The sequence below is a fragment of the Kitasatospora viridis genome (assembly GCF_007829815.1).
GTDB lineage: Bacteria > Actinomycetota > Actinomycetes > Streptomycetales > Streptomycetaceae > Kitasatospora > Kitasatospora viridis.
Genome location: NZ_VIWT01000004.1, coordinates 97,897 through 116,600, shown reverse-complemented (window position 1 = coordinate 116,600; position 18,704 = coordinate 97,897). Strand labels below are relative to the sequence as shown.

At 74.2% G+C, this 18,704-nt stretch carries 16 protein-coding genes; 3 read left to right on the top strand and 13 right to left on the bottom strand.

The annotated features are described in order from the left end of the window. On the bottom strand, nt 1-1,539 hold the full coding sequence (locus tag FHX73_RS34230; RefSeq protein WP_145909894.1) for an AMP-binding protein: 1,539 nt from the start codon (nt 1,537-1,539) through the stop codon (nt 1-3). 131 nt (nt 1,540-1,670) lie between these two features. Here FHX73_RS34230 and FHX73_RS34225 point away from each other — a divergent pair, with 131 nt between their 5' ends. Together FHX73_RS34225 and FHX73_RS34220 are read left to right on the top strand one after the other, a co-directional pair. Then, nucleotides 1,671-2,270, top strand: a complete 600-nt coding sequence (locus tag FHX73_RS34225) for a TetR/AcrR family transcriptional regulator (RefSeq protein ID WP_145909893.1) — start codon at nt 1,671-1,673, stop codon at nt 2,268-2,270. 157 nt (nt 2,271-2,427) lie between these two features. Next, a complete protein-coding gene (locus FHX73_RS34220) occupies nt 2,428-3,582 on the top strand; it encodes a serine hydrolase domain-containing protein (RefSeq protein WP_145909892.1) in 1,155 nt (384 codons plus the stop codon). A gap of 25 nt (nt 3,583-3,607) precedes the next feature. Here the strand turns inward: FHX73_RS34220 and FHX73_RS34215 are convergent, their stop codons facing one another. The 12 genes from FHX73_RS34215 to FHX73_RS34160 form a co-directional block, all read right to left on the bottom strand. Continuing rightward, on the bottom strand, nt 3,608-4,117 hold the full coding sequence (locus tag FHX73_RS34215; protein WP_145909891.1) for a hypothetical protein: 510 nt from the start codon (nt 4,115-4,117) through the stop codon (nt 3,608-3,610). Between the two features lie 496 nt (nt 4,118-4,613). Next, on the bottom strand, nt 4,614-5,204 hold the full coding sequence (leuD, locus tag FHX73_RS34210; protein WP_145909890.1) for a 3-isopropylmalate dehydratase small subunit: 591 nt from the start codon (nt 5,202-5,204) through the stop codon (nt 4,614-4,616). Between the two features lie 11 nt (nt 5,205-5,215). Beyond that, nucleotides 5,216-6,649, bottom strand: coding sequence for a 3-isopropylmalate dehydratase large subunit (gene leuC / locus FHX73_RS34205; RefSeq protein WP_145909889.1), 1,434 nt, complete (start codon nt 6,647-6,649; stop codon nt 5,216-5,218). Nucleotides 6,650-6,653: 4 nt separating this feature from the next. After that, nucleotides 6,654-7,856 carry a LeuA family protein gene (locus FHX73_RS34200; RefSeq protein ID WP_145909888.1) on the bottom strand — a complete coding sequence of 401 codons (1,203 nt, stop codon included), beginning with the start codon at nt 7,854-7,856 and terminating at the stop codon, nt 6,654-6,656. Continuing rightward, the gene (locus FHX73_RS34195) at nt 7,853-9,337 is read right to left on the bottom strand and encodes a class I adenylate-forming enzyme family protein (RefSeq protein ID WP_145909887.1); all 1,485 of its coding nucleotides are present in this window, start codon (nt 9,335-9,337) and stop codon (nt 7,853-7,855) included. The genes FHX73_RS34200 and FHX73_RS34195 overlap by 4 nt, the downstream gene beginning before the upstream one ends. Next, a complete protein-coding gene (locus tag FHX73_RS34190) occupies nt 9,334-10,002 on the bottom strand; it encodes a class I SAM-dependent methyltransferase (RefSeq protein ID WP_145909886.1) in 669 nt (222 codons plus the stop codon). Before FHX73_RS34190 ends, FHX73_RS34195 begins: the two co-directional genes overlap by 4 nt. A gap of 41 nt (nt 10,003-10,043) precedes the next feature. Beyond that, the gene (locus FHX73_RS34185; RefSeq protein ID WP_145909885.1) at nt 10,044-11,279 is read right to left on the bottom strand and encodes an ATP-grasp domain-containing protein; all 1,236 of its coding nucleotides are present in this window, start codon (nt 11,277-11,279) and stop codon (nt 10,044-10,046) included. Nucleotides 11,280-11,311: 32 nt separating this feature from the next. Then, the gene (locus tag FHX73_RS34180; RefSeq protein ID WP_145909884.1) at nt 11,312-12,727 is read right to left on the bottom strand and encodes a DHA2 family efflux MFS transporter permease subunit; all 1,416 of its coding nucleotides are present in this window, start codon (nt 12,725-12,727) and stop codon (nt 11,312-11,314) included. Beyond that, nucleotides 12,724-13,893 carry an AMP-binding protein gene (locus tag FHX73_RS34175; RefSeq protein ID WP_145909883.1) on the bottom strand — a complete coding sequence of 390 codons (1,170 nt, stop codon included), beginning with the start codon at nt 13,891-13,893 and terminating at the stop codon, nt 12,724-12,726. The genes FHX73_RS34180 and FHX73_RS34175 overlap by 4 nt, the downstream gene beginning before the upstream one ends. Then, complete coding sequence (locus FHX73_RS34170) at nt 13,890-14,891, bottom strand: ATP-grasp domain-containing protein (protein WP_145909882.1); 1,002 nt, start codon at nt 14,889-14,891, stop codon at nt 13,890-13,892. The genes FHX73_RS34175 and FHX73_RS34170 overlap by 4 nt, the downstream gene beginning before the upstream one ends. Before the next feature lie 12 nt (nt 14,892-14,903). Next, nucleotides 14,904-15,746 (bottom strand): alpha/beta fold hydrolase, encoded by an 843-nt coding sequence (locus FHX73_RS34165; RefSeq protein WP_170305201.1) that lies wholly within the window; start codon nt 15,744-15,746, stop codon nt 14,904-14,906. Between the two features lie 136 nt (nt 15,747-15,882). Then, nucleotides 15,883-16,614 carry a helix-turn-helix transcriptional regulator gene (locus tag FHX73_RS34160; protein WP_145909880.1) on the bottom strand — a complete coding sequence of 244 codons (732 nt, stop codon included), beginning with the start codon at nt 16,612-16,614 and terminating at the stop codon, nt 15,883-15,885. Between the two features lie 241 nt (nt 16,615-16,855). On the opposite strand from FHX73_RS34160, the gene FHX73_RS34155 reads away from it, so the two are divergent. Further along, nucleotides 16,856-18,637 carry an NB-ARC domain-containing protein gene (locus FHX73_RS34155; RefSeq protein WP_145909879.1) on the top strand — a complete coding sequence of 594 codons (1,782 nt, stop codon included), beginning with the start codon at nt 16,856-16,858 and terminating at the stop codon, nt 18,635-18,637. The last annotated feature ends 67 nt before the right edge of the window (nt 18,638-18,704 follow it).

Genomic DNA, 18,704 nt, shown 5'->3' with positions numbered 1-18,704 from the left:
TCAGTTGACGCGCCGGTCGGAGCCGGCCCAGTAGGTCTCGCGCACGGCCTTGCGGTCGAGCTTGCCGTTGCGGTTGTGCGGGAGGGCGGCGGTGAAGTCGACGGAGCGGGGCTTCTTGAGGCGGTCCAGGCGCTCCGCGCAGAAGTCGATGAGCTCCTGCTCGCCGACCCGCGCACCCTCGCGGAGCACCACCACGGCCTTGACGGCCTCGCCCCAGCGCTCGTCCGGCACGCCGACCACGCACGCCTCGCGGACGGCGGGGTGCTCGTCGAGGGCGGCCTCGACCTCGGTCGAGTAGATGTTGAAGCCGCCCGAGATGATCATGTCCTTCCGGCGGTCGACGATGAACAGGTAGCCGTCCTCGCGCATCCAGGCCAGGTCGCCGGTGCGCACCCAGCCGTCCACGAAGGTCTCGGCACTGAGCTCCGGTTCGCGCCAGTAGGCCCGCACGCAGTCCTGGCCGCGCACCACGATCTCGCCGATCCCGCGCGGCGCGACCTCCCGCCCCTGCTCGTCGACCACCCGGACCTCGGTGTCGTACCCGGCCCGGCCGCAGGACTGCAGCAGCTCCGGGTCCGCCTCGACGGCGTGGGCGATCTCGGCCGCGCTCAGGCCGGCGACCACCGAGGTGGTCTCGGCCAGCCCGTAGCCCTGGCCCACCACCGGTCCGAAGGCGGCGACCGCCTCGCGCAGCCGCTGCGGGGAGACGGGGGCGCCGCCCACCCGCAGGTCGGTCAGGCTCGACAGGTCGCGCTCCGCCAGGTGCGGGTGGGCGAGCAGCGCGGTGAGCATGGCCGGGACCAGGAAGGTGGCGTCGATCCGCTCGCGCTCGACGGCGGCCAGGAACGCCTCCGGGTCCCAGGCGGGCAGCACGTGCACGGTGGTGCCGGCGAAGGCGCAGGCCAGCAGCGGCATCCCGGTGGCATGGGTGATCGGGCCGCAGGCCAGGTAGCGGGAGCCGGCCCGTGGGCGCGGCTCGGTCATCAGCTGCTTGCGCAGGTTGGCCAGCCGGTTGCCGAAGGTCTGCACCGCGGCCTTGAGCGCGCCGGTCGAGCCGGAGGTGAAGTTGAGGACGCACGGATCGTCCTCGGCGACCTCCACCAGCACGGGGCCGGCGTCGCCCCCTTCGGCGAGCAGGGCGGGGTACTCGCCCTCTAACTCGACCGCGAGGCAGTCTGTCCCCGCCGCGTCCAGCGCGGCCAGGGCGTCCGCGCGGTGGGCCGCGTCGAAGAGCAGCGCCTTGACCGGCGCGTAGCCGAGCAGGTGCGCGATCTCGCCGCGGCCCAGCCGCGCGTTGATCGGCGCCCGCATCAGCCCCGCCTTGTAGAGGGCGAACTCGACGACGACCAGCTCGCCGCGGTTCCAGGCCAGGCTGGCGACCGCGTCGCCGGGCCCGAGCCCGCGCGCCAGCAGCGCGGCGGCCAGCCGGTTGGCGTCCTCCTCCAGCTGCCGGAACGTCCAGCGCCGGCCTTCGCAGACCAGGGCCGGCGCATCGGGACAGTGACGGGCACTGCGGGTCAGGTACACACCCAGATTCACGAGACACCACCGCACTCAGGAGCCACTGTTCGACACAGTGGCTATTTCCGGACAGCTTGTCCAGTAATGGAGGGGGTGTCAAGAGTTGCTAGACTCGCCCGGCGGACCGGACGGACAGCTGGAGGAGAACGATGGCCGAGGACAGGCGCACCCGACGGACCCGGCGCGCGCTCCGGGACGCCCTGGTCGCGCTGATCCTGGAGCGCGGCTACACCGGCCTCACCGTCGAGGACATCGCCGAGCGCGCCGACGTCGCCCGGGCCACCTTCTACAGCCACTACCGCGACAAGGACGACCTGTTCACCAAGGTCACCGGCGACCTGCTGCGGGAGCTCGACGAGCGGCTGCACCCGCTGGCCGAGGAGACCGGGACCGGCTTCACCGGCAAACCGCTCCTGGAGCTGTTCCGCCACGCCGAGGAGGAGCGCGACCTCTACCGCGTCATCCTGCGCGGCGAGGGCGACGGCAAGGCGCTGCGCACCTTCGGCGACGAGTCGGTCCGCCGGGTCGCCGCCGTCTTCACCGCCCGGGCCGAGCACTCCCGGGTCGCCCCCCGGATCCCGGCGGACCTGCTGGCCCGGGCCTGGGTCGGCGAGCAACTCGCCGTCCTGCACTGGTGGCTCGAACAGGACACCCCGCCGATGCCGGCCGCCGAGGCCGCCCGGATGCTCCTGGACCTCGCGATCCACGGCCGCTACTGGGCCAGCGGCCTCACGCCGCCGGCGTCCTGACGGTCCGGAGGCTGTCGCTGTTCTGACGGCCCGCCAACTGTGGGGCTGGCCCTACCCGGAGAGGGGTGGTGGCCCCATCGCGGGGCGCCGGGCCGCTCCCTAGCGTGGCCATTGCACCGCTGCCGCGGTGTGACGGCCGATCCGCCAGGAGGCAACCATGCGTACCAGGAACCCGCGTCGCCGAGGGGCGGCGGTGCTCGTCGCCGCGCTGGCCGCGTTGGCCGCGCTGACGTGTGCGCCGGCGGCCGGCGCCGCCACCGTTGAACCGGGCTCGCTGCAGGGCGAGGTGAACGCGATCAGGGCCACCGGGTACGACGGCGTGGTGGCCGAGGCGACCGGCCCGGGTGGTCACCACTACGCCACCGCCGGCCAGGCCGACACCGCCACCGGCGCACCCGCGCGGCCCGACGACGCCTTCCGGATCGCCAGCGCCACCAAGAGCTTCACGGCCACCGTGCTGCTCCAACTGGTCGGCGAGGGGCGGCTGTCGCTGGACGACACCGTCGAGCACTGGCTGCCCGGCGTGGTCTCCGGCAACGGCAACGACGGCAGCCGGATCACCGTGCGCCAGCTGCTGCAGCACACCAGCGGGATCTACAACTACACCGACGACCTGCCCCAGTTCTCCTCGGAGGCGGGCTTCCTGGCCAACCGGTTCACCACCTACACCCCGGCCCAGCTGGTCGCCGTCGCCATGCGGCACGCGCCGGCCTTCGCCCCCGGCACCGGGTGGAAGTACTCGAACACCAACTACATCCTGGCCGGCATGATCATCGACCGGGTCACCAGGCACAGCTGGCAGGACGAGGTACGCACCCGGATCATCCAGCCCCTCGGGCTGCGGCACACCGACATCCCGGGCACCGACCCCTTCATCACCGGCCCGTACCTGCACGGCTACTCCGGCTTCGGGACCGGCCCGACGATCGACGTCACCGCCTTCAACCCGACGGCGGGAGACGCCGCCGCGGAGATCACCAGCACCACCGCGGACCTGACCAGGTTCTACACCGCCCTGATGCGCGGCCGACTGCTCGCCCCGGCCCAACTGGCCGAGATGGAGACGACCGTGCCGGCCCCCATCTGGCCGGGCGCGCGTTACGGCCTGGGCCTGTGGTGGGTGCCGCTGTCCTGCGGCGGTGGCTACTACGGCCACTCCGGCGGCGCGCCCGGCTACAACACCCTGGTCGGCGCGACGCCGGACGGGCGGCGCGCGGCCGTGGTCGCGAGCACCGGCGACGGCGGCGCGGGCAGCCAGGCCGCCGTGGACACCCTGCTCGACCGGCAGCTGTGCCAGGCGGGCCCGGCGTAGCCGCCGGTGGGACGGCCGCGCATGGTCACGGATCCGGTACGGGCCCGGCCGGCCCCGGGTCACGGCGGCGGCCGCGGCGGTGGGAGCGGCTGGCGACGCGGTGCCAGTGCCAGCTGAGGAGCAGACCGGCGAGGGCCGTCACCACTGCAGCGGCCTCGGCGATGGCGGAGGCGGTCTTCTCGGGGAACCACACGGGTTCGTACATGTTGGGCAGCGGGCCGAGCACGCCCACGTCCACGTACCGGTAGAGCAGCACCGCGCCCACTCCGGCGGCCGCCACCAGGAAGGCGTACCCCCAGACCACCACCCGGCGTCCGGCCACCACCAGCAGCGCGGCCGCCAGCGCGGCGGCGCCGGCCTCGATCCGGAAGAGCGTGCCCTGGCTGATCCCCTTGTTGATGGAGTCGTAGCCCGCCGCGAGGTCGGCGTGCACATAGGCGTCCACGGCCAGGGCGGCGGCGGTCACCAAGCGCAGCAGCCACAGGCCGAGGAGCGCCCCGGTCGGCAGCGCGGCCCGACGGTGGTCCGTGCTCATCTGCGTGAGTGTCTTCGAGATGGCCATGCCCATCAGTACGCATACGACGGTCCGGTCGTTCAACGGCCGCCGGCGGATATCGCGGATGGATATTTCCGAGGATTTTACGGAGTAGGTTGGAACGTGCCGGAAGGCTTACCGGCGAGGCGATTCCCGGAGGTGCGCATGGAACTCGGCACGATTGGACGGCTGGTTCCGCACCTCGCGGCCGCGAAACTCTCGCCCGGCTCATCAGCGGGAAAACAATAGGACCCTCATGTGGTCGCGAGCGCAGGGCCGGCCCTCCGCCCGATCGGCGTTGACGCGGGTCGCAGGCCGTTTCCGCAGCGATGCGGGGGCGGCCTCTTGGCGGGCCGACCGGCCCAGGACCCCCGGCCCCGGACTCCCGGCCCCGGACCCTCGGCCCGGCCCCGCGACCCGCTGCGGCGAGCCGCGAACGCCGCTGTCCGGCCGCGGGGAGCGGCCGGACAGCGGGCGGAGCGATCGAATCGGTCGGTCAGCCGACCTTGGCCGTCCAGGGCTCGCGCCCGGCCTCGTAACGGGTGATCAGGTCACCCCGCTCCAGGGTCGAGTCGATCTCGTCCGCCCCCGTCAGGAGCAGCTCGCGCGCCCGGCCGTCGATCTCGAACTCCCAGGTGTGGCCGGCCGCCTCGACCTGCCCGGCCGCCAGGTCGACGGAGATCGGCGCGGCCGGGTCGGCCGCCGTGCGGCCCAGCAGCAGGTTCAGCCCGTCGGGTGGCAGGGTCACCGCGAGCAGCCCGTTGTTGAGCGCGTTGCGCAGGAAGATGTCCCCGAAGCTCGACGCCAGCACCACCCGGAAGCCCCAGTCGCGCAGCGCCCAGACGGCGTGCTCGCGGGAGCTGCCGGTGCCGAAGTTGCGGCCCGCCAGCAGGACGGTGGCGCCCGCGTACGCCTGGTCGGAGAGCGGGAACCCGCTGAGCCCGCGCCAGTCGGCGAACAGCGCGTCGTCGTACCCGGTGCGGGTGATGCGCCGGCAGAACCGGGCCGGCACGATCTGGTCGGTGTCCACGTCGTCGCGGCCGAGCGGCAGTCCGCGCCCGGTGTGCTGCACCAGTGGTGCGCCCATGTGAGGTGACCTCAGATCTCGTCGGGCGCCGCGATCCGCCCGGAGACGGCGGTGGCGGCGGCGGTGGCCGGGGAGACCAGGTGGGTGCGGGCCTTCGCACCCTGGCGCCCCTCGTAGTTGCGGTTGGAGGTGGAGGCGACCCGCTCGCCGGGGCTGGCCTGGTCGCCGTTGATGGCCACGCACATCGAGCAGCCGGGCAGCCGCCACTCGGCGCCGGCCTGCTGGAACACCTCGTGCAGGCCCTCCCGCTCGGCCTGCCGGCGCACGGCCATCGAGCCGGGCACCACGAGCATCGTGGTGTGCGCCGCCACGGTCCGCCCGCGCAGCACCTCGGCGGCCTCCCGCAGGTCCTCGATCCGGCCGTTGGTGCACGAGCCCAGGAAGACGGTGTCGATCCGCACCTCGCGCATCGGCGTGCCGGGGCGCAGGTCCATGTACCGCAGCGCCTTCTCGGCGGCCGCGCGGGCGGCCGGGTCGGCCAGCTCGCCCGGGTCGGGCACGGCCGCGTCGATCGGCACCGCCTGCCCGGGGTTGGTGCCCCAGGTGACGTACGGCACCACGGTGGAGGCGTCGAACTCCAGCCGGCGGTCGAACGGTGCGTCGGGCCCGCTGCGCAGCCCGCGCCACTGGTCGAGCGCCTGCTCCCAGTGCGCGCCGGCGGGGGAGTGCGGCCGGCCCTCCAGGTAGCGGAAGGTGGTCTCGTCGGGCGCGATCAGGCCGGCCCGCGCGCCGGCCTCGACAGTGAGGTTGCAGACCGTCATCCGGCCCTCCATGGAGAGCCGTTCGACCGCCTCGCCGCGGTACTCGACGACGCAGCCCCGGGCGCCGTTGGCGCCGATCCGCGCCATCAGCGCCAGCATCAGGTCCTTGGCGGTGGCGCCCCGGGGCAGGGTGCCGGTGAAGTCGACCGCCATGCTGAGCGGTTTGGCCAGCGAGATGCTCTGGGTGGCCAGCACGTGCTCGACGTCGCTGGTGCCGATGCCGAACGCGAGCGCGCCGAACGCGCCCAGGGTGGAGGTGTGGCTGTCCCCGCAGACCACCGTCATCCCCGGCTGCACCAGGCCGAGTTCGGGGGCGACCACGTGGACGATGCCCTGCCGGGAGTTGCCGAGCCGCAGCAGCGTGACGCCCTGCTCGGCGCAGTTGGCGCGCAGCGCCTCGACCTGCTTGCGGCTCAGCTCGTTGCGGATCACCGTGCTGTCGGTCGGCACGTTGTGGTCCTCGACGGCCAGCGTGAGGTCGGGCCGCCGGACCCGGCGCCCGGCCAACCGCAGGCCCTCGAACGCCTGCGGCGAGCTGGCCTCGTGCACCAGGTGCAGGTCGACGTAGAGCAGGGCCGGGTCGGATTCCTGAGGCACCACCAGGTGACGGTTCCACAGGTGCTCGAAGAGCGTCGTCGAGCCTGTCGTCGGGCCCGTCGTCGAGAATGTCGTCGAGAGTGTCATCGGTTCACCGCTCCCCGGTGCCGCGCCGCCAGTCGGCCGCCTCGGCGGCGACCACGGCGGCCAGCTCCTCGATGGTGGTCACCTCGCGCTGCCCGCCCGCCACATGGCGTTCGTAGAGCGCGGCGATCAGCTCCGGGTCGGGCGCCCGGCCGGCCTGTTCGACCAGGTGGCGCAGCACGGCCCGGCCGGAGTGACGGCCGATCAGGATCTGCCGGCGGCGGCCGAACCGCGCCGCCTCGACGTACTCGTAGGTGGCCGGCTCCTTGATCAGCCCGGCCTGGTGGATGCCGGCGGCGGTGGAGAACACGTACTCGCCGACGATCGCCTTGTTGCGCGGCCAGGGCATCCCGATCGCCTGGCACAGCTGGTCGAACGCGGCGAACAGGCCGTCGGTGCGCACGCCGCAGGAGAGCCCGAGCTGGTCCCCCTTGTAGTGCAGCACCGCCGCCAGCTCCTCCAGCGGCGTGTTGCCGGCCCGTTCCCCGATGCCGCCGATGGTGGTCTGCACCGCCCCGGCGCCGGCCAGCAGGCCGGCCAGGGCGTTGGCCAGGCCCAGCCCGAGGTCGTCGTGGCAGTGGGTGGAGAGCACGACCTCGGGCGGCGTCCAGGCCCGGACCCGGCGCACCAGGTCGCCGAACTCGGTCGGCAGCAGCCGGCCGGTGGTGTCGGCCAGCACCACCGTGGTGACCCCGGCCGCGACGGCCTCCGTGACCAGCGGGCGCAGCAGCTCGTCGCTGCCCCGGGAGGCGTCCTCGACGCCGAGCGAGACGTCCCGGAAGCCCAGCTGGCCGGCGAGCCGCACCGCGGCCACGACCTCGTCGATGCCCTGCTGCCGGCTGATGCCGCGCTTGTGCGCCAGGTGGAAGTCGCTTCCGGTGGCCATGATCTGGATCTGGTGCCGGTCCACCCCGCCGGCCTCGGCGGCGGCCTCGATGTCGGCCGGGACGGCGCGGTTGAGGGTGGACAGCTTCGCCGTGGTCAGTGCCTGGGCGACCTGCTGGACGGCCTTGAAGTCCTCCGGCGACGAGCTCGGGAACCCGGCCTCGATGACGTCGACGCCGACCTCCTCCAGCGCCAGGGCCAGCGCGACCTTGTGCTCCGGCGACATGGCGTTGCCGGGGGCCTGCTCGCCGTCGCGCAGCGTCGAGTCGAAGACGGTGATCTGACGGTGGTGCGGCACGGTCTCTCCCTTCGGGGCGGCGGTCATCGCGCGTCGAACCAGGTGCGCACCCGGGGCTTGTCGACCTTCCCGACCGGAGTGCGCGGCAGCTCGTCGAACTCCCGGACGTCACCGGTCAGTTCATGGGCGGCGAGGGCCTGCCGGACCGCCGTGGCCGCCGCGTCCGGGGCCGTGCCGGGCACCGGGTGGACGGCGACCAGCAGCTCGGCGCGGTACTCGCCCTGGACGGCGGGCAGGCAGACGACCTCCGCGACGCCGGCCAGCGCCAGCAGTTCCTCGTCGAGTTCGGGTGCCAGCAGCGGGCCCTTGGCGGTGGCCAGCGCCTCCGAGACCCGGCCGAGCACCCGCAGTCCGCCGTCGCCGAGGCGGCGGGCCATGTCCCCGGTCCAGTACTCGCCGTCCCGGAAGGTCCGGTCGTGGTCCTGGGGGTCGAGCGGGTAGCCCTCGCCGGAGTCGGCCGAGCGCAGCACCAGTTCGCCCAGGTCCGGGTGGTCAGGGGTGAACGGGACGATCCGGGCACTCACGCCGGTGTGCGGCACCAGCGGCCGGCCGGGCGGCGACCACATGGCGACCCCGAACTCGGTGGAGCCGTAGGCGCCGACGAGCCGCACGCCGAGCACCTCCCGGCAGCGCTCGGCCAGCGCCGGGCTGACGTAGGCCCCGCCGCAGATCGGGTAGCGCAGGTCGGGCAGCCGGGCTCCGCGGGCCGCCGCCCGGGTGGCCAGCAGTGCCTCGTAGTGGCTGGGCAGCGCGCTCAGCACCGTCGTCCCGGTGGACCGCAGCAGTGCGAGCAACTGCTCGCCCGAGGTGCGGGGGTCGGCGAGCAGCACGCTGGCGCCGGACAGCAGGGCGGGCATCACGTGCAGGTCGGTGGCGTGGGCGACGTCCAGCGGGTGGCGGCACAGGAAGCGGTCCTCGGGGCCGATCCCCAGGTCCGCGCACCAGCGGCGCCGCTCGGCGACGTAGCGGTCCTGGCGCCAGGCCGCCGCCTTCGGGAACCGGGTGGTGCCGGAGGTCCAGAGCAGCCGGAACACGCCGTTCTGCGGCGGCAGTTCGGAGGCCCCGGCCGGACCGTCGGCGAGCTCGGCCTGTGCGGCCGGCTCGGTCAGCTCGGCCAGCTCGACGGACGGCAGCGCGGCCGGGGCCGGGGCCGGCTCCGCCCTGGTCCCGTCGGTCACCAGCAGTCGCGGCGTGAGCCGGGCCAGCACGTGGGCCTGGTCCTCGGGCCCGAAGTTCTCCAGCAGCGGCACGTAGCGGGCGCCCAGCCGGGCCACGGCGAGGATCAGCGCGACGTACCCGATGCCGGAGCTCAGCCGGACCGCCACCGTGTCGCCGGGGCCGACCCCGTGCCGGCGCAGCCCGGCGCTCTGCCGGTCGGCCAGCGCGATCAGCTCGCGGTAGGTCACCGCGGCACCGCCCTGGGTGCGGACGGCGATCGCCTCGGGCCGCAGCTCGGCGCTCTCCCGCACCGCCTGGTAGAGCCCGGCCCGCTCGGCACGGGCCGTCATGCGCTCTTCCAGCCCGCGTAGGTGGCGAACCGCCAGTCCTTGGCCAGGCAGTCCACGCTGGCGAAGCCGACCTCGCGCAGCCAGTCGAGCTGCGCCATCACGTCGGTGCAGACGTCGAACTTCATCCGCTCCTGCCCGGCCCGCCACTCCTCGAAGGCGCCGGTCTGCTCGATCAGCATCTCGTGGCGGCGGTGGTACATGGCCTCGACGGCGGGCGTCGGGCCGAGGATCTGCTCGCAGTTGACGAAGACGCCGCCCGGCCGCAGCACGTCGAGGATCCGGGCGAAGAGGTCGCGCTTCTCCTCGTGGCTGAGGTGGTGGATCGCCAGGCCGGAGACGACCGCGTCGAACGGGCCCTCGGGCAGCGGGTCCAGCAGGTCGCTGATCACGGTGTCGACCCGGTCGTCGTCGGCGAAGCGGAGCTTGGCCTGGCCGAGCATGCCGGTGGAGCGGTCCTGCAGCACCAGGCGGGCCTGCGGCAGCCGGTCGCGGACCACGGCGCTCACCAGGCCGGTGCCGGCGCCGAGGTCCAGCACCCGGGGCGCGCCCGGGGCGGTCATCGCGACCGCGTCACCGACGCTCTGGTACACCAGGTCGAAGGAGGGGATGATCTGGCGGCGCAGCGCGTCGTACTCGGTCGGGTTCCACAGCTCGGGGACTGCCATGATGGTGAACTCCTCTGTTGTAAGCAGTGATTGATGGATGGTCAGGAAGACTGCAGGTGTTCGGACTTGAGGTCGTAGCCGGCGATCACCGCGCGGGCCGCCCGGTGGACGGCTGCGGCCGAGTCCCCCTTGAGCCGGAAGACCCCGCCCGGCCGGTCGAAGCCGCCGGTGCCGTCCAGCACGGTGCCGACCGCGGGCAGCGCCTCGTGGTAGACCTCGGGCACCACGCCCCGCATCGAGTTGCGGGCCAGCACCCGGCTCGGCAGCGGCCGGGGCTCGGGCATCAGCAGCCAGCCGCCGCCAGTGCCGGTGAGCGGCGGGTCGGCCGGGACCCGCGGCGGCAGGCCGATCGCCGCCCGGAACGACTCGGCGTGCAGGTCGATGCCGAACAGGTCGCGGTGCAGGAAGGCGACCGGCCCGCCGCCGACCCGCAACCCGACCTCCAGGAAGTGCAGTTCGCCGCCGGGGTGCCGGATGAGCTCCAGGTGGAAGGCGCCGTCGGCCAGGTCCAGGGCGTCCAGGCAGCGGTCGGCGAACCGGATCGCGGCGGTGCGCTGCGGTCCGTCGTCCAGCAGGACCGAGCCCAGCGGTTCGCCGTCGGCGGTGTAGGCCAGGCAGGTGTTGATGTACTCGGAGGCGGTGGCGAGCCGCAGCTGGCCGGCCCGCCGCAGGCCGTCGACGTGCAGCACGGCGCCCGGCACGAACTCCTCGCACTCGTACCCGGCCGGGTCCACCGACCGCAGCGCCTCGGCCAACTCGGCCGTGCTGCCGATGCGTTGGATACCCCGGGCGGCGACCCCGGTGCGGGGCTTGAGCAGGAGCGGCAGGCCCAGGGTGTCGGCGATCCGCTGCGGGTCGGCGGCGGAGCCGGCGTCCAGGGTCAGGAAGCGCGGGGTCCGCAGGCCGGCCGCCTCGACCAGGCCCTTCATGACGGGTTTGTCGCGGAACCGGCGGACCAGGTCGAGCGGATGGCCGCCTGCGACGCCGAGCTCCTCCCGCACCTGGGCGGCGGCCAGCACGTCGTACTCCGCGAGGGCCGCCACCGCCGCCGGCCGGCCGTGCGCGGCGGCGAGCCGGCGGGCCGCCGCCAGCACCGGTTCCGGGTCGAGGGTGTCCACCACCTCGGTCCCGACCGCGCGGTCCGTGCGCAGCCCGGCCAGGCCGGCCGGGGTGGTGATGTACGCCAGCCGGCAGGCGGCCGGATCGACGTAGCGGTGGTACTCGGCGAACTCGTGTTCGAACCTGTTGATGACGAGGTAGAGCGGGGCGTGCGACATGGGTGACCTCGGGAGTGACGGGGCGGACGGGTTCACTGCTCCACGAGTTCGGCGGCCTCGGTGGCGGGCGGCCCGGCGGCGGCCCGCGGCGGGCGCGCGGCCAGGCAGACCAGCGCGCCGAGGACCACCACCGCGATCGGCAGCGCCAGGGTGGTCTGGACGGCGGACTGGGGCGTGCCCGCGGCGGCCAGCCGGTTCTGCAGCAGCGCGCCCACCATCGCCGTCCCGACCACCGAGCCCACCTGTTGCAGCGAGCTCATCACCCCGGCGGCCGCGCCGGCCATGTCGGTGGTGACCTCGTGGAAGGCCAGGGCGCCGATCGGGGTGACCATGAACGCGTTGCCCAGGCCGATGACCACCATCGGTGCCAGGAAGGCCGCCCAGGGCGCCGCCGGGCCGATCACCAGCGCCGACCAGAGCACTCCGGCGGCGGTCAGCAGGAACCCGGCGATCAGCAGGATCCGCCCGTCCATCCAGTCGGCCAGCCGCCCGGCCAGCGGCGACAGCACCATCGAGACCGCCGAGGCGGGCGCGATGATCAGGCCGGTCTTCAGCGCGCCGAAGTGCGCCACGTCCTGGAAGAACACCGAGAGCACCAGCACGCAGCCGAGCACGCCGATCGTCACGGCCACCGAGGCGGCGTTCATCACCGCGAAGTTGCGGTCCCGGAAGAGCGCGAACGGCACCAGCGGCTGCCGGTCCTGCACGCCGCGCTGCTGGCGCACGAAGGCGGCGAAGAACACCGCCGCGACGCCGAGCAGCGCCCAGACCCAGCCGTTCCAGTGGTAGTGCTGCCCCTCGCTGACGGCGAAGGTGAAGGCGGTGAGCGCGACGGCGACCAGCAGGGTGCCCAGCAGGTCCAGCCGGGCGGCCCGCACGGGCTCGATCCTGGGGATGATCAGGAACGCCCCGGCGAGCACCGCGATCCCCACCGGCACGTTGATGAAGAACACCCAGCGCCAGTTCAGCGCGCTGATCAACAGGCCGCCCAGCACCGGCGCGGAGACCGCCGCGGCGCCCGCCACCGCACCGCGGATCCCGAGCGCGGAGCCGCGCCGGTCGGCCGGGAAGACGGACACCAGGATCGCCAGGGTCGGCGGGCTCAGCAGCGCCGCCCCCAGCCCCTGGACCGCCCGGGCCGCGATCAGCTCGGGCGCGTTGCGGGACAGGCCGCCGAGCAGGCTGGCCACGGTGAACAGCGCCACGCCGGCCACGAACACCCGGCGCTGTCCGCGCAGGTCGCCGAGCCGCCCGCAGACCACCACCAGCACGGCCATCACCAGGACGTAGGCGTTGAGCGCCCAGACCACCGCGCCCAGCGAGGTGTGCAGGCCGCTCACCAGGTCGGGCACCGCGATGGAGATGACCAGGATGTCGAGCTGGGTCATGAACAGGCCGAGCGAGAGCACCACCAGCACCGCCCACGGGTGCCCCTTGAGCCGGCTCACGCGGCCCGCCACAGCGCGGGCGGCACCTTTCCGGTGCGCTCGACCCGCTCCAGCCGCGCGGCCCGTTCGACCCGTACGGCGTCCGGCTGCTGGAGGGCGACGTCGCGCAGCTCCTCGAACTCGGCGATCAGGGCCTGGCGCACCACGTCTGACGGTGCGTCACCCGCGTACCGGGCGGTGAGCGCGGTGACCGTGCGCAGCCCGCTGTTCTCGCCGGTGAGCAGCAACTGGGCCTCGTCCACCCCGGGGAGGCGGCGCACCGCGTCCAGCATCGCCCCGATGCCGAGCAGCGAGCCGTGGAACTTCACCGAGTCGTCCGCCCGGCCGAGCACCCGCAGCCCGTCGGGCCGCCCGCACCGGCACTCGGCGGCGGCGAGCCGGTCGCCGAGCCGGTAGCGCACCACCGGGATGGTCCAGCCGCCGCCCACCCGGGTCAACAGCGCGCCCTCCTCGTCGAGTTCCACCAGCTGGTCCGGCAGCAGGTGCAGCACGCCGACCTCGCAGGCCGGGGCGCTGGTCGCGACGATGTGGGTCTCCGAGGAGCCGTAGTTGCCCCAGAAGCCGATCCCGGGGAAGGCCTCCCGCACCACGGCGAGCTTCGCCTCGGTCCACGGCTCGGCCATCCAGACCAGCGAGGAGAGCTGGAGCCGGCGGCCGTTGTCGAGCACCCCGCGGGCGAAGTCGGCGAGCACGCTCGGCGTCCCGGCGACCGCGTCGGCGCCCATGTCCTCGCAGGTGGCGAGCCAGGAGGCGACCTCGCCGGGCTCGAACGGGCCCATCGGGGCGGCGGCGCAGCCGCTGTGCTGGGCGAACGCCTGCATGTAGTAGTGCGATCCCCACAGCCGGCCCGGGTTGAACAGGTTGAGCAGGGTGCCGCCGGGCCGCAGCGGGCGCCACTGGGCGGACAGCCGGGCGAAGGCCTGGTGGTAGGCCATGAAGGTGAGCTTCGGCCGTCCGGTGGTGCCGCCGCTGGACATCACGATGCTGCCGCCGTGCTCGGCGGACGCCTGCCGGCTGACCGCCAGGATCTCCGCCGCCCCGCTGAGCGGCAGGTCGGCGAGCTCGCGGGCCCCCTCGGGCACCGGCGCGCCGCCGCGACCGGCCAGCCGGCGGGCGTGCGCGAGCAGCGCGGCCGGCTCGGGCGCGGTTCCGAGCAGCGCGGTCACCGCTCGGCCCGCCGGGCCAGCCAGGCGTCGTGCCCGGCGCGGTAGGCCTGGAAGCGGGCCTGCAGGATGGTGTGGCCGCGGCGGGCCATCTCCTCGTCCTCCTCGAAGCCGACCGCGCCGTCCACCTCGATCTCGGAGAGCCAGAACCGCTCGCCGTCGAAGAGGAAGTCGACCGTCAGGAAGGGCAGCGGCAGCCGGGAGACCACGTAGTCGACGGTCTCCGCCAGCTCGGGCAGCGGGTCCTCGTAGCCGCGCCGGCGCTTGCCGCCGGTCGCGCGGCTGGCCATCAGGTTCGGGCCGTCCTTGACGCTGTGCAGGACGGTGTGCGGCTTCCCGTCGACCACGTAGACGCGGTAGTCCTCGACGTTGCTGAAGTAGGGCTGCACCACCAGGACGGTGTCCGAGGCGCCGGCCAGGCCGACGATCCCGCGCAGCTCGTTGAGGTTGTGCACCACGCAGACACCCAGGCCCATGCCCCAGGTGGCGGGCTTGACCAGCAGCGGGTACTCCAGGCCGGCCAGCGCCTGGTCGTACTGGGCCCGCATGCCGTCGCGGCCGGTGGCGATCCGCACGGTGGGCACGGCGCTGACGGGGCTGTCCGCCAGGTGCAGCAGGGTGGTCGTCTTCTCGGTGCCCAGGTAGGCCGTGCTCGGCGGGATCGGCAGGTAGAAGCCGGCCCGTTCGAGCAGGGTGTAGAGGAAGAGCTGGCTGCCGACGTCCTGGAGCTGGTGCGAGAGGGAGTAGATGTCGGTGACGAAGACGGTGTCCTCGGGGGTCACCGGCTCGCCCTCCAGGAAGAACTTCGGCCGGCGGCTGTCCGTGGCGTCCACGGCCAGCGACTCCGGCTTGTGGAAGGAGAGTTCGAAGCCCGCCTCGCGGGCTATCCCGGCGTACCGGTCCCAGACGTGTTCCTGCTCCAGGCCCCGCTGCCAGGCGGTGCCGCGGTCCGGGTAGATCCAGCACAGCCGGCGGGTGCGGCTGTCCAGGGTGGTAGACATGGTGTGGATCCCCTAACGGGTCGAGGTCTGACGGTCCGTTCGTTGCTGGTCCGCGTGCGGGCGGCCCGTGTGCCGGGCGGCGAACCCGCGCACCACGGCGGCGAACCGCTCGGTCTCCTCCAGGAACGGGAGGTGCCCGCTGTCCGGGAACGGCGCCACCGCGGCGTCCGGCAGGGCCGCGGCCAGCCAGTCGGCGACGGCGGGCGGGTAGACCGCGCTGCGCGCTCCGTGCACCAGCAGGGTCGGCACGGTGACGGCGGTGATCCGCTCGCGCCAGTCCTGGGCCAGCGCGTCGGAGAAGAGCGAGCGCAGCGCGGCCGGGTCGCTCGCCGCGCCCTGCGCCACCAGGTGCTCCAGCAGGGCCGGTTCGGGTTCGGAGCCGGCCGCGAAGGAGCCGCGCACCAGGTTCGCCACCGCGTCCCGCCCGCCGGCGCCCAGCGCGTCGGCGAACTCCCGGGCCGCCTGCGGGGTCAGCCCGCCGAAGGCGCCGTAGGCCCAGTCGTCGCCGCCCAGCAGGCGCGGCGTCTGCTCCACCGAGACCAGCGCGGTGACCCGGTCGTCGCCGTGCTGCTCCAGGTAGCCGTAGGCGACGGTCGCGCCGAGCGACCAGCCGATCAGCACGGCGTCGCGCACGTCGAGCGCCAGCAGGACGGCGCGCAGGTCGTGGACGGCGCGGGCGAGGGTCGAGGGCTGTGCGCCGGTCGGGCTCAGCCCCTGCCCGGCGAGGTCCAGGGTGATGACTCGGTGGTCGCGGGCGAGGTCGGTGACGAGCGGGTCGAAGAAGCGGGTGGTGGCGGCGAGTCCGGGAACCAGGACGAGCGCCGGGCCCCGGCCGGTCTGCTCGAAGTGGATCAATCTGACCTCCTGCCTAAAATAGACGTGATCATGACAACCAACGTTTCGCAGTGCTTCGCTGCACACGACCTTAGAAGGCATATGCCGACGCAGGCATGACACGCATTCAGGTGACACGGGGCCAGGTGACACCCGCTCAGTCGGGCGCGCAGCCGACCGTGATCAGGCCGTCCTCGATCGCCCGGGTCAGCAGCTCCGCCTTGGTGTGCGCCGGCCGGCCCGCCTGCTCGTACTTGTGCCGCACCCGGCGCAGGTACATGTCCACCGTGTGCGGGGAGATCCGCAGCTGCCGCGCCACCACGTGCTTCGACGGCGACCGCAGCCACAGCACGGTGGTGTCGATCTCCCGCGCGGACAGGCTCGGGCGCTCCTCCAGCTCCGGCTCCGGCTCCGGCTCCGGCTCCTCGCGCTCCTCCGGCTCCGGTTCCGGTTCGGCGCCCGCCGCCCGCGGCCCCCGGTCGCCGCGCGCGGCGAGCAGGGCCGCGAGCACCGGGACCAGCGCCTCGCGCCCGTCCGTGGTCGAGACGCAGCACAGCGCGCCCGCCCCGGTCACGGCCGCCGCGGTCGGCCGGTCGACCGAGCGGGTGTACACCACCACCTCCCGGCCCGCGTGCGCCAGCCGCCCGATGTCCGGCAACCGCGCCCGACCCCGGTACACCAGCTCCATCACCAGCACGTCGGCCAGCGCCCCCACCCGGCCGTACGGCTCCGCCACCTGCTCCGGCGGGGCCACCACGACCCGGGCCCCCGGCAGGTCGTCGAGCCAGGACGCCACCCCCAGCGCGGTCGCCTGGCACTCGTCCACCACCCCGATCAGCACGGGCCCGTCACCGGTGTGCCCCGGCACCGCCCTCGCCCCCTCCGACATTGCACCCTCCGATCTCGTCGCTGTGCTCCGAACTCCGGTGGTGCCCCGGCTGCCCCGGTCGGCCGGGACGCCGGGAGGACCGGGAAACGCCCAGGTCCCGCCGCACTTGAGCAGCCGCAGCCGCCCGCACCGGCGTTGATCACAATGGCCGGAAGGGGCCAGCGCGGCACAGTTTCCCGGGCAAGTCCGGGCACCTACACTCGTCGACGGTGATCAAGACGGAAGTGGGGGGAGTCAACTCTTGAGCCTGCTGCGACACGAGGTTGCCCCGGATCCCCGCCGGGCCGCCGATCTGGCCGAGTTCATCGGACTGCTGGGACACCTGCGCGCCTGGGCCGGCCAGCCGTCGTACCGCACCCTCGCCAGACGGGTCGGCCCGCTGCTGCGGCCCGCGCGCCAGGTGTCGCAGTCCACCATCACCGACGTCTTCCAGCTGCGCCGCCGCCGGCTGGACATCGACCTGGTGGTCGGGATAGTCCGGGCGCTGGGCGTCGACGAGCCGGCCGTGGCCCACTGGCGGGCCGCCTGCGTGACAGTGCACGCCAACGCCAAGACCGGCGGACCCACCGGCGTGCTGCGCCAACTCCCGTCCGCGCTGCCGACGTTCACCGGACGTGAGGAGGAGCTGGCCTGGCTGCTCGGCCAGGCCAGGCCCCGTGATCCGGCCGCCGCACTGGTGCTCACCATCGAGGGCATGGCCGGCGTCGGCAAGACCCAACTGGCGCTGCACGCCGCGCACAAGCTGGTCGGCGCCGGACGGTACGCCGAGGTGCAGCTCTACGTGAACCTGCGCGGCTTCGAACCCGACCAGGAGCCCGCCGCCCCGGCGGCCGTGCTGGACACCTTCCTGCGCTCCCTCGGGGTGCCGGCCGCCCAGATACCCGACGGGGAGGACGCCCGGGCGGCCATGTTCCGGGACCGGATGCACGGCCTGGACGCGCTGATCCTGCTGGACAACGCCGCCGGCGAGGAGCAGGTCCGCAGCCTGATCCCGGCCTCCGCCAGCTGCCTGGTGCTGATCACCAGCCGCCGCAGCCTCGCCGGGCTCGACGGCTCCTCGCCACGGCTGCTGGACGTGTTCAGCCCCGCCGAGGCCGTCGAACTGCTGGCCAGGATCGCCGGCCACGACCGGGTCGGCGCCGAGGCGGCGGTGGCCGAGGAGATCGCCGACGCCTGCGGCCTGTTGCCGTTGGCCGTCTCGCTGGCCGCCTCCCGGCTGCGCGCCCGGCCGGCCTGGAGCCTGGCCGACCTCGCCGCGCGCCTGCGGGCCGCCAGCCTGGACGCGGCCCGCGCGGGCAGCCGGTCGCTGCGGCCGGTGTTCGACCTCTCCTACCGTGAACTGCCCGAGCCCGCCCGCCGGTTGTTCCGCCTGCTGGGCCGCTACCCGGGCCACGACCTGACCGTCCCCGCCGCCGCCGCGCTGGCCGGCACCGCCCCCGCCGACGCGGAGGCGCTGCTGGAACTGCTCCAGGACGAGCACCTGCTGCAACAGAAGACGTCCGGCCGCTACGAACTGCACGACCTGCTGCGCCGCTACGCCGCCGAACTGGCCGACCGCGAACGCGACGGCGGCAGAGCGCTCGCCCGGCTGGCCACCTGGTCCCTGCACACGGCCCACAACGCGGCCACCGCGATCGACGCCACCGACCTCCCGGTGCTCACCTCGGTGCCCGAGGTGCCACCCCTGGACTTCGCCTCCCGCGCCGACGGACTCCACTGGCTGGACCAGGAGCGGAAGAACCTCGCCGCCGTGCTCCAGGCCAGTGCCGGCGCCGGACTGCACGAGACCGTCTGGCAGTTGGCGGTCGTCCAGGGCGCCTTCCTGCTGCTCCGCCGCCACCTGGACGACCTCGCCACCTGCTACCGGCTCGCCCTCACCGCCGCCCGCACCCTCGGCGACCCGGCCGCCGAGGCCCGCATCCTGGCCGGCCGCGCGCCCGCCGCCGACCGGCTCGACCGCCTCGGCGACACCCAGGGCGCCGACCCCCCGACCGACCCCCCGACCGACCCGGCGGTCGGCTGACGCGGCACTAGCATGGGAGGAAGGCTCCGTCCCCGGGCCCGCGCGCCGCAGCGGCAGGGAGGCCGAC

Excerpts from the sequence above, each read along its gene's own strand:
- FHX73_RS34225 (WP_145909893.1), top strand. The coding sequence starts at position 1,671 with ATGGCCGAGGACAGGCGCACCCGACGGACCCGGCGCGCGCTCCGGGAC.
- FHX73_RS34220 (WP_145909892.1), top strand. The coding sequence starts at position 2,428 with ATGCGTACCAGGAACCCGCGTCGCCGAGGGGCGGCGGTGCTCGTCGCC.
- FHX73_RS34215 (WP_145909891.1), bottom strand. The coding sequence starts at position 4,117 with ATGAGCACGGACCACCGTCGGGCCGCGCTGCCGACCGGGGCGCTCCTC.
- leuD (WP_145909890.1), bottom strand. The coding sequence starts at position 5,204 with ATGGGCGCACCACTGGTGCAGCACACCGGGCGCGGACTGCCGCTCGGC.
- leuC (WP_145909889.1), bottom strand. The coding sequence starts at position 6,649 with ATGACACTCTCGACGACATTCTCGACGACGGGCCCGACGACAGGCTCG.
- FHX73_RS34200 (WP_145909888.1), bottom strand. The coding sequence starts at position 7,856 with ATGACCGCCGCCCCGAAGGGAGAGACCGTGCCGCACCACCGTCAGATC.
- FHX73_RS34195 (WP_145909887.1), bottom strand. The coding sequence starts at position 9,337 with ATGACGGCCCGTGCCGAGCGGGCCGGGCTCTACCAGGCGGTGCGGGAG.
- FHX73_RS34190 (WP_145909886.1), bottom strand. The coding sequence starts at position 10,002 with ATGGCAGTCCCCGAGCTGTGGAACCCGACCGAGTACGACGCGCTGCGC.
- FHX73_RS34185 (WP_145909885.1), bottom strand. The coding sequence starts at position 11,279 with ATGTCGCACGCCCCGCTCTACCTCGTCATCAACAGGTTCGAACACGAG.
- FHX73_RS34170 (WP_145909882.1), bottom strand. The coding sequence starts at position 14,891 with ATGTCTACCACCCTGGACAGCCGCACCCGCCGGCTGTGCTGGATCTAC.
- FHX73_RS34160 (WP_145909880.1), bottom strand. The coding sequence starts at position 16,614 with ATGTCGGAGGGGGCGAGGGCGGTGCCGGGGCACACCGGTGACGGGCCC.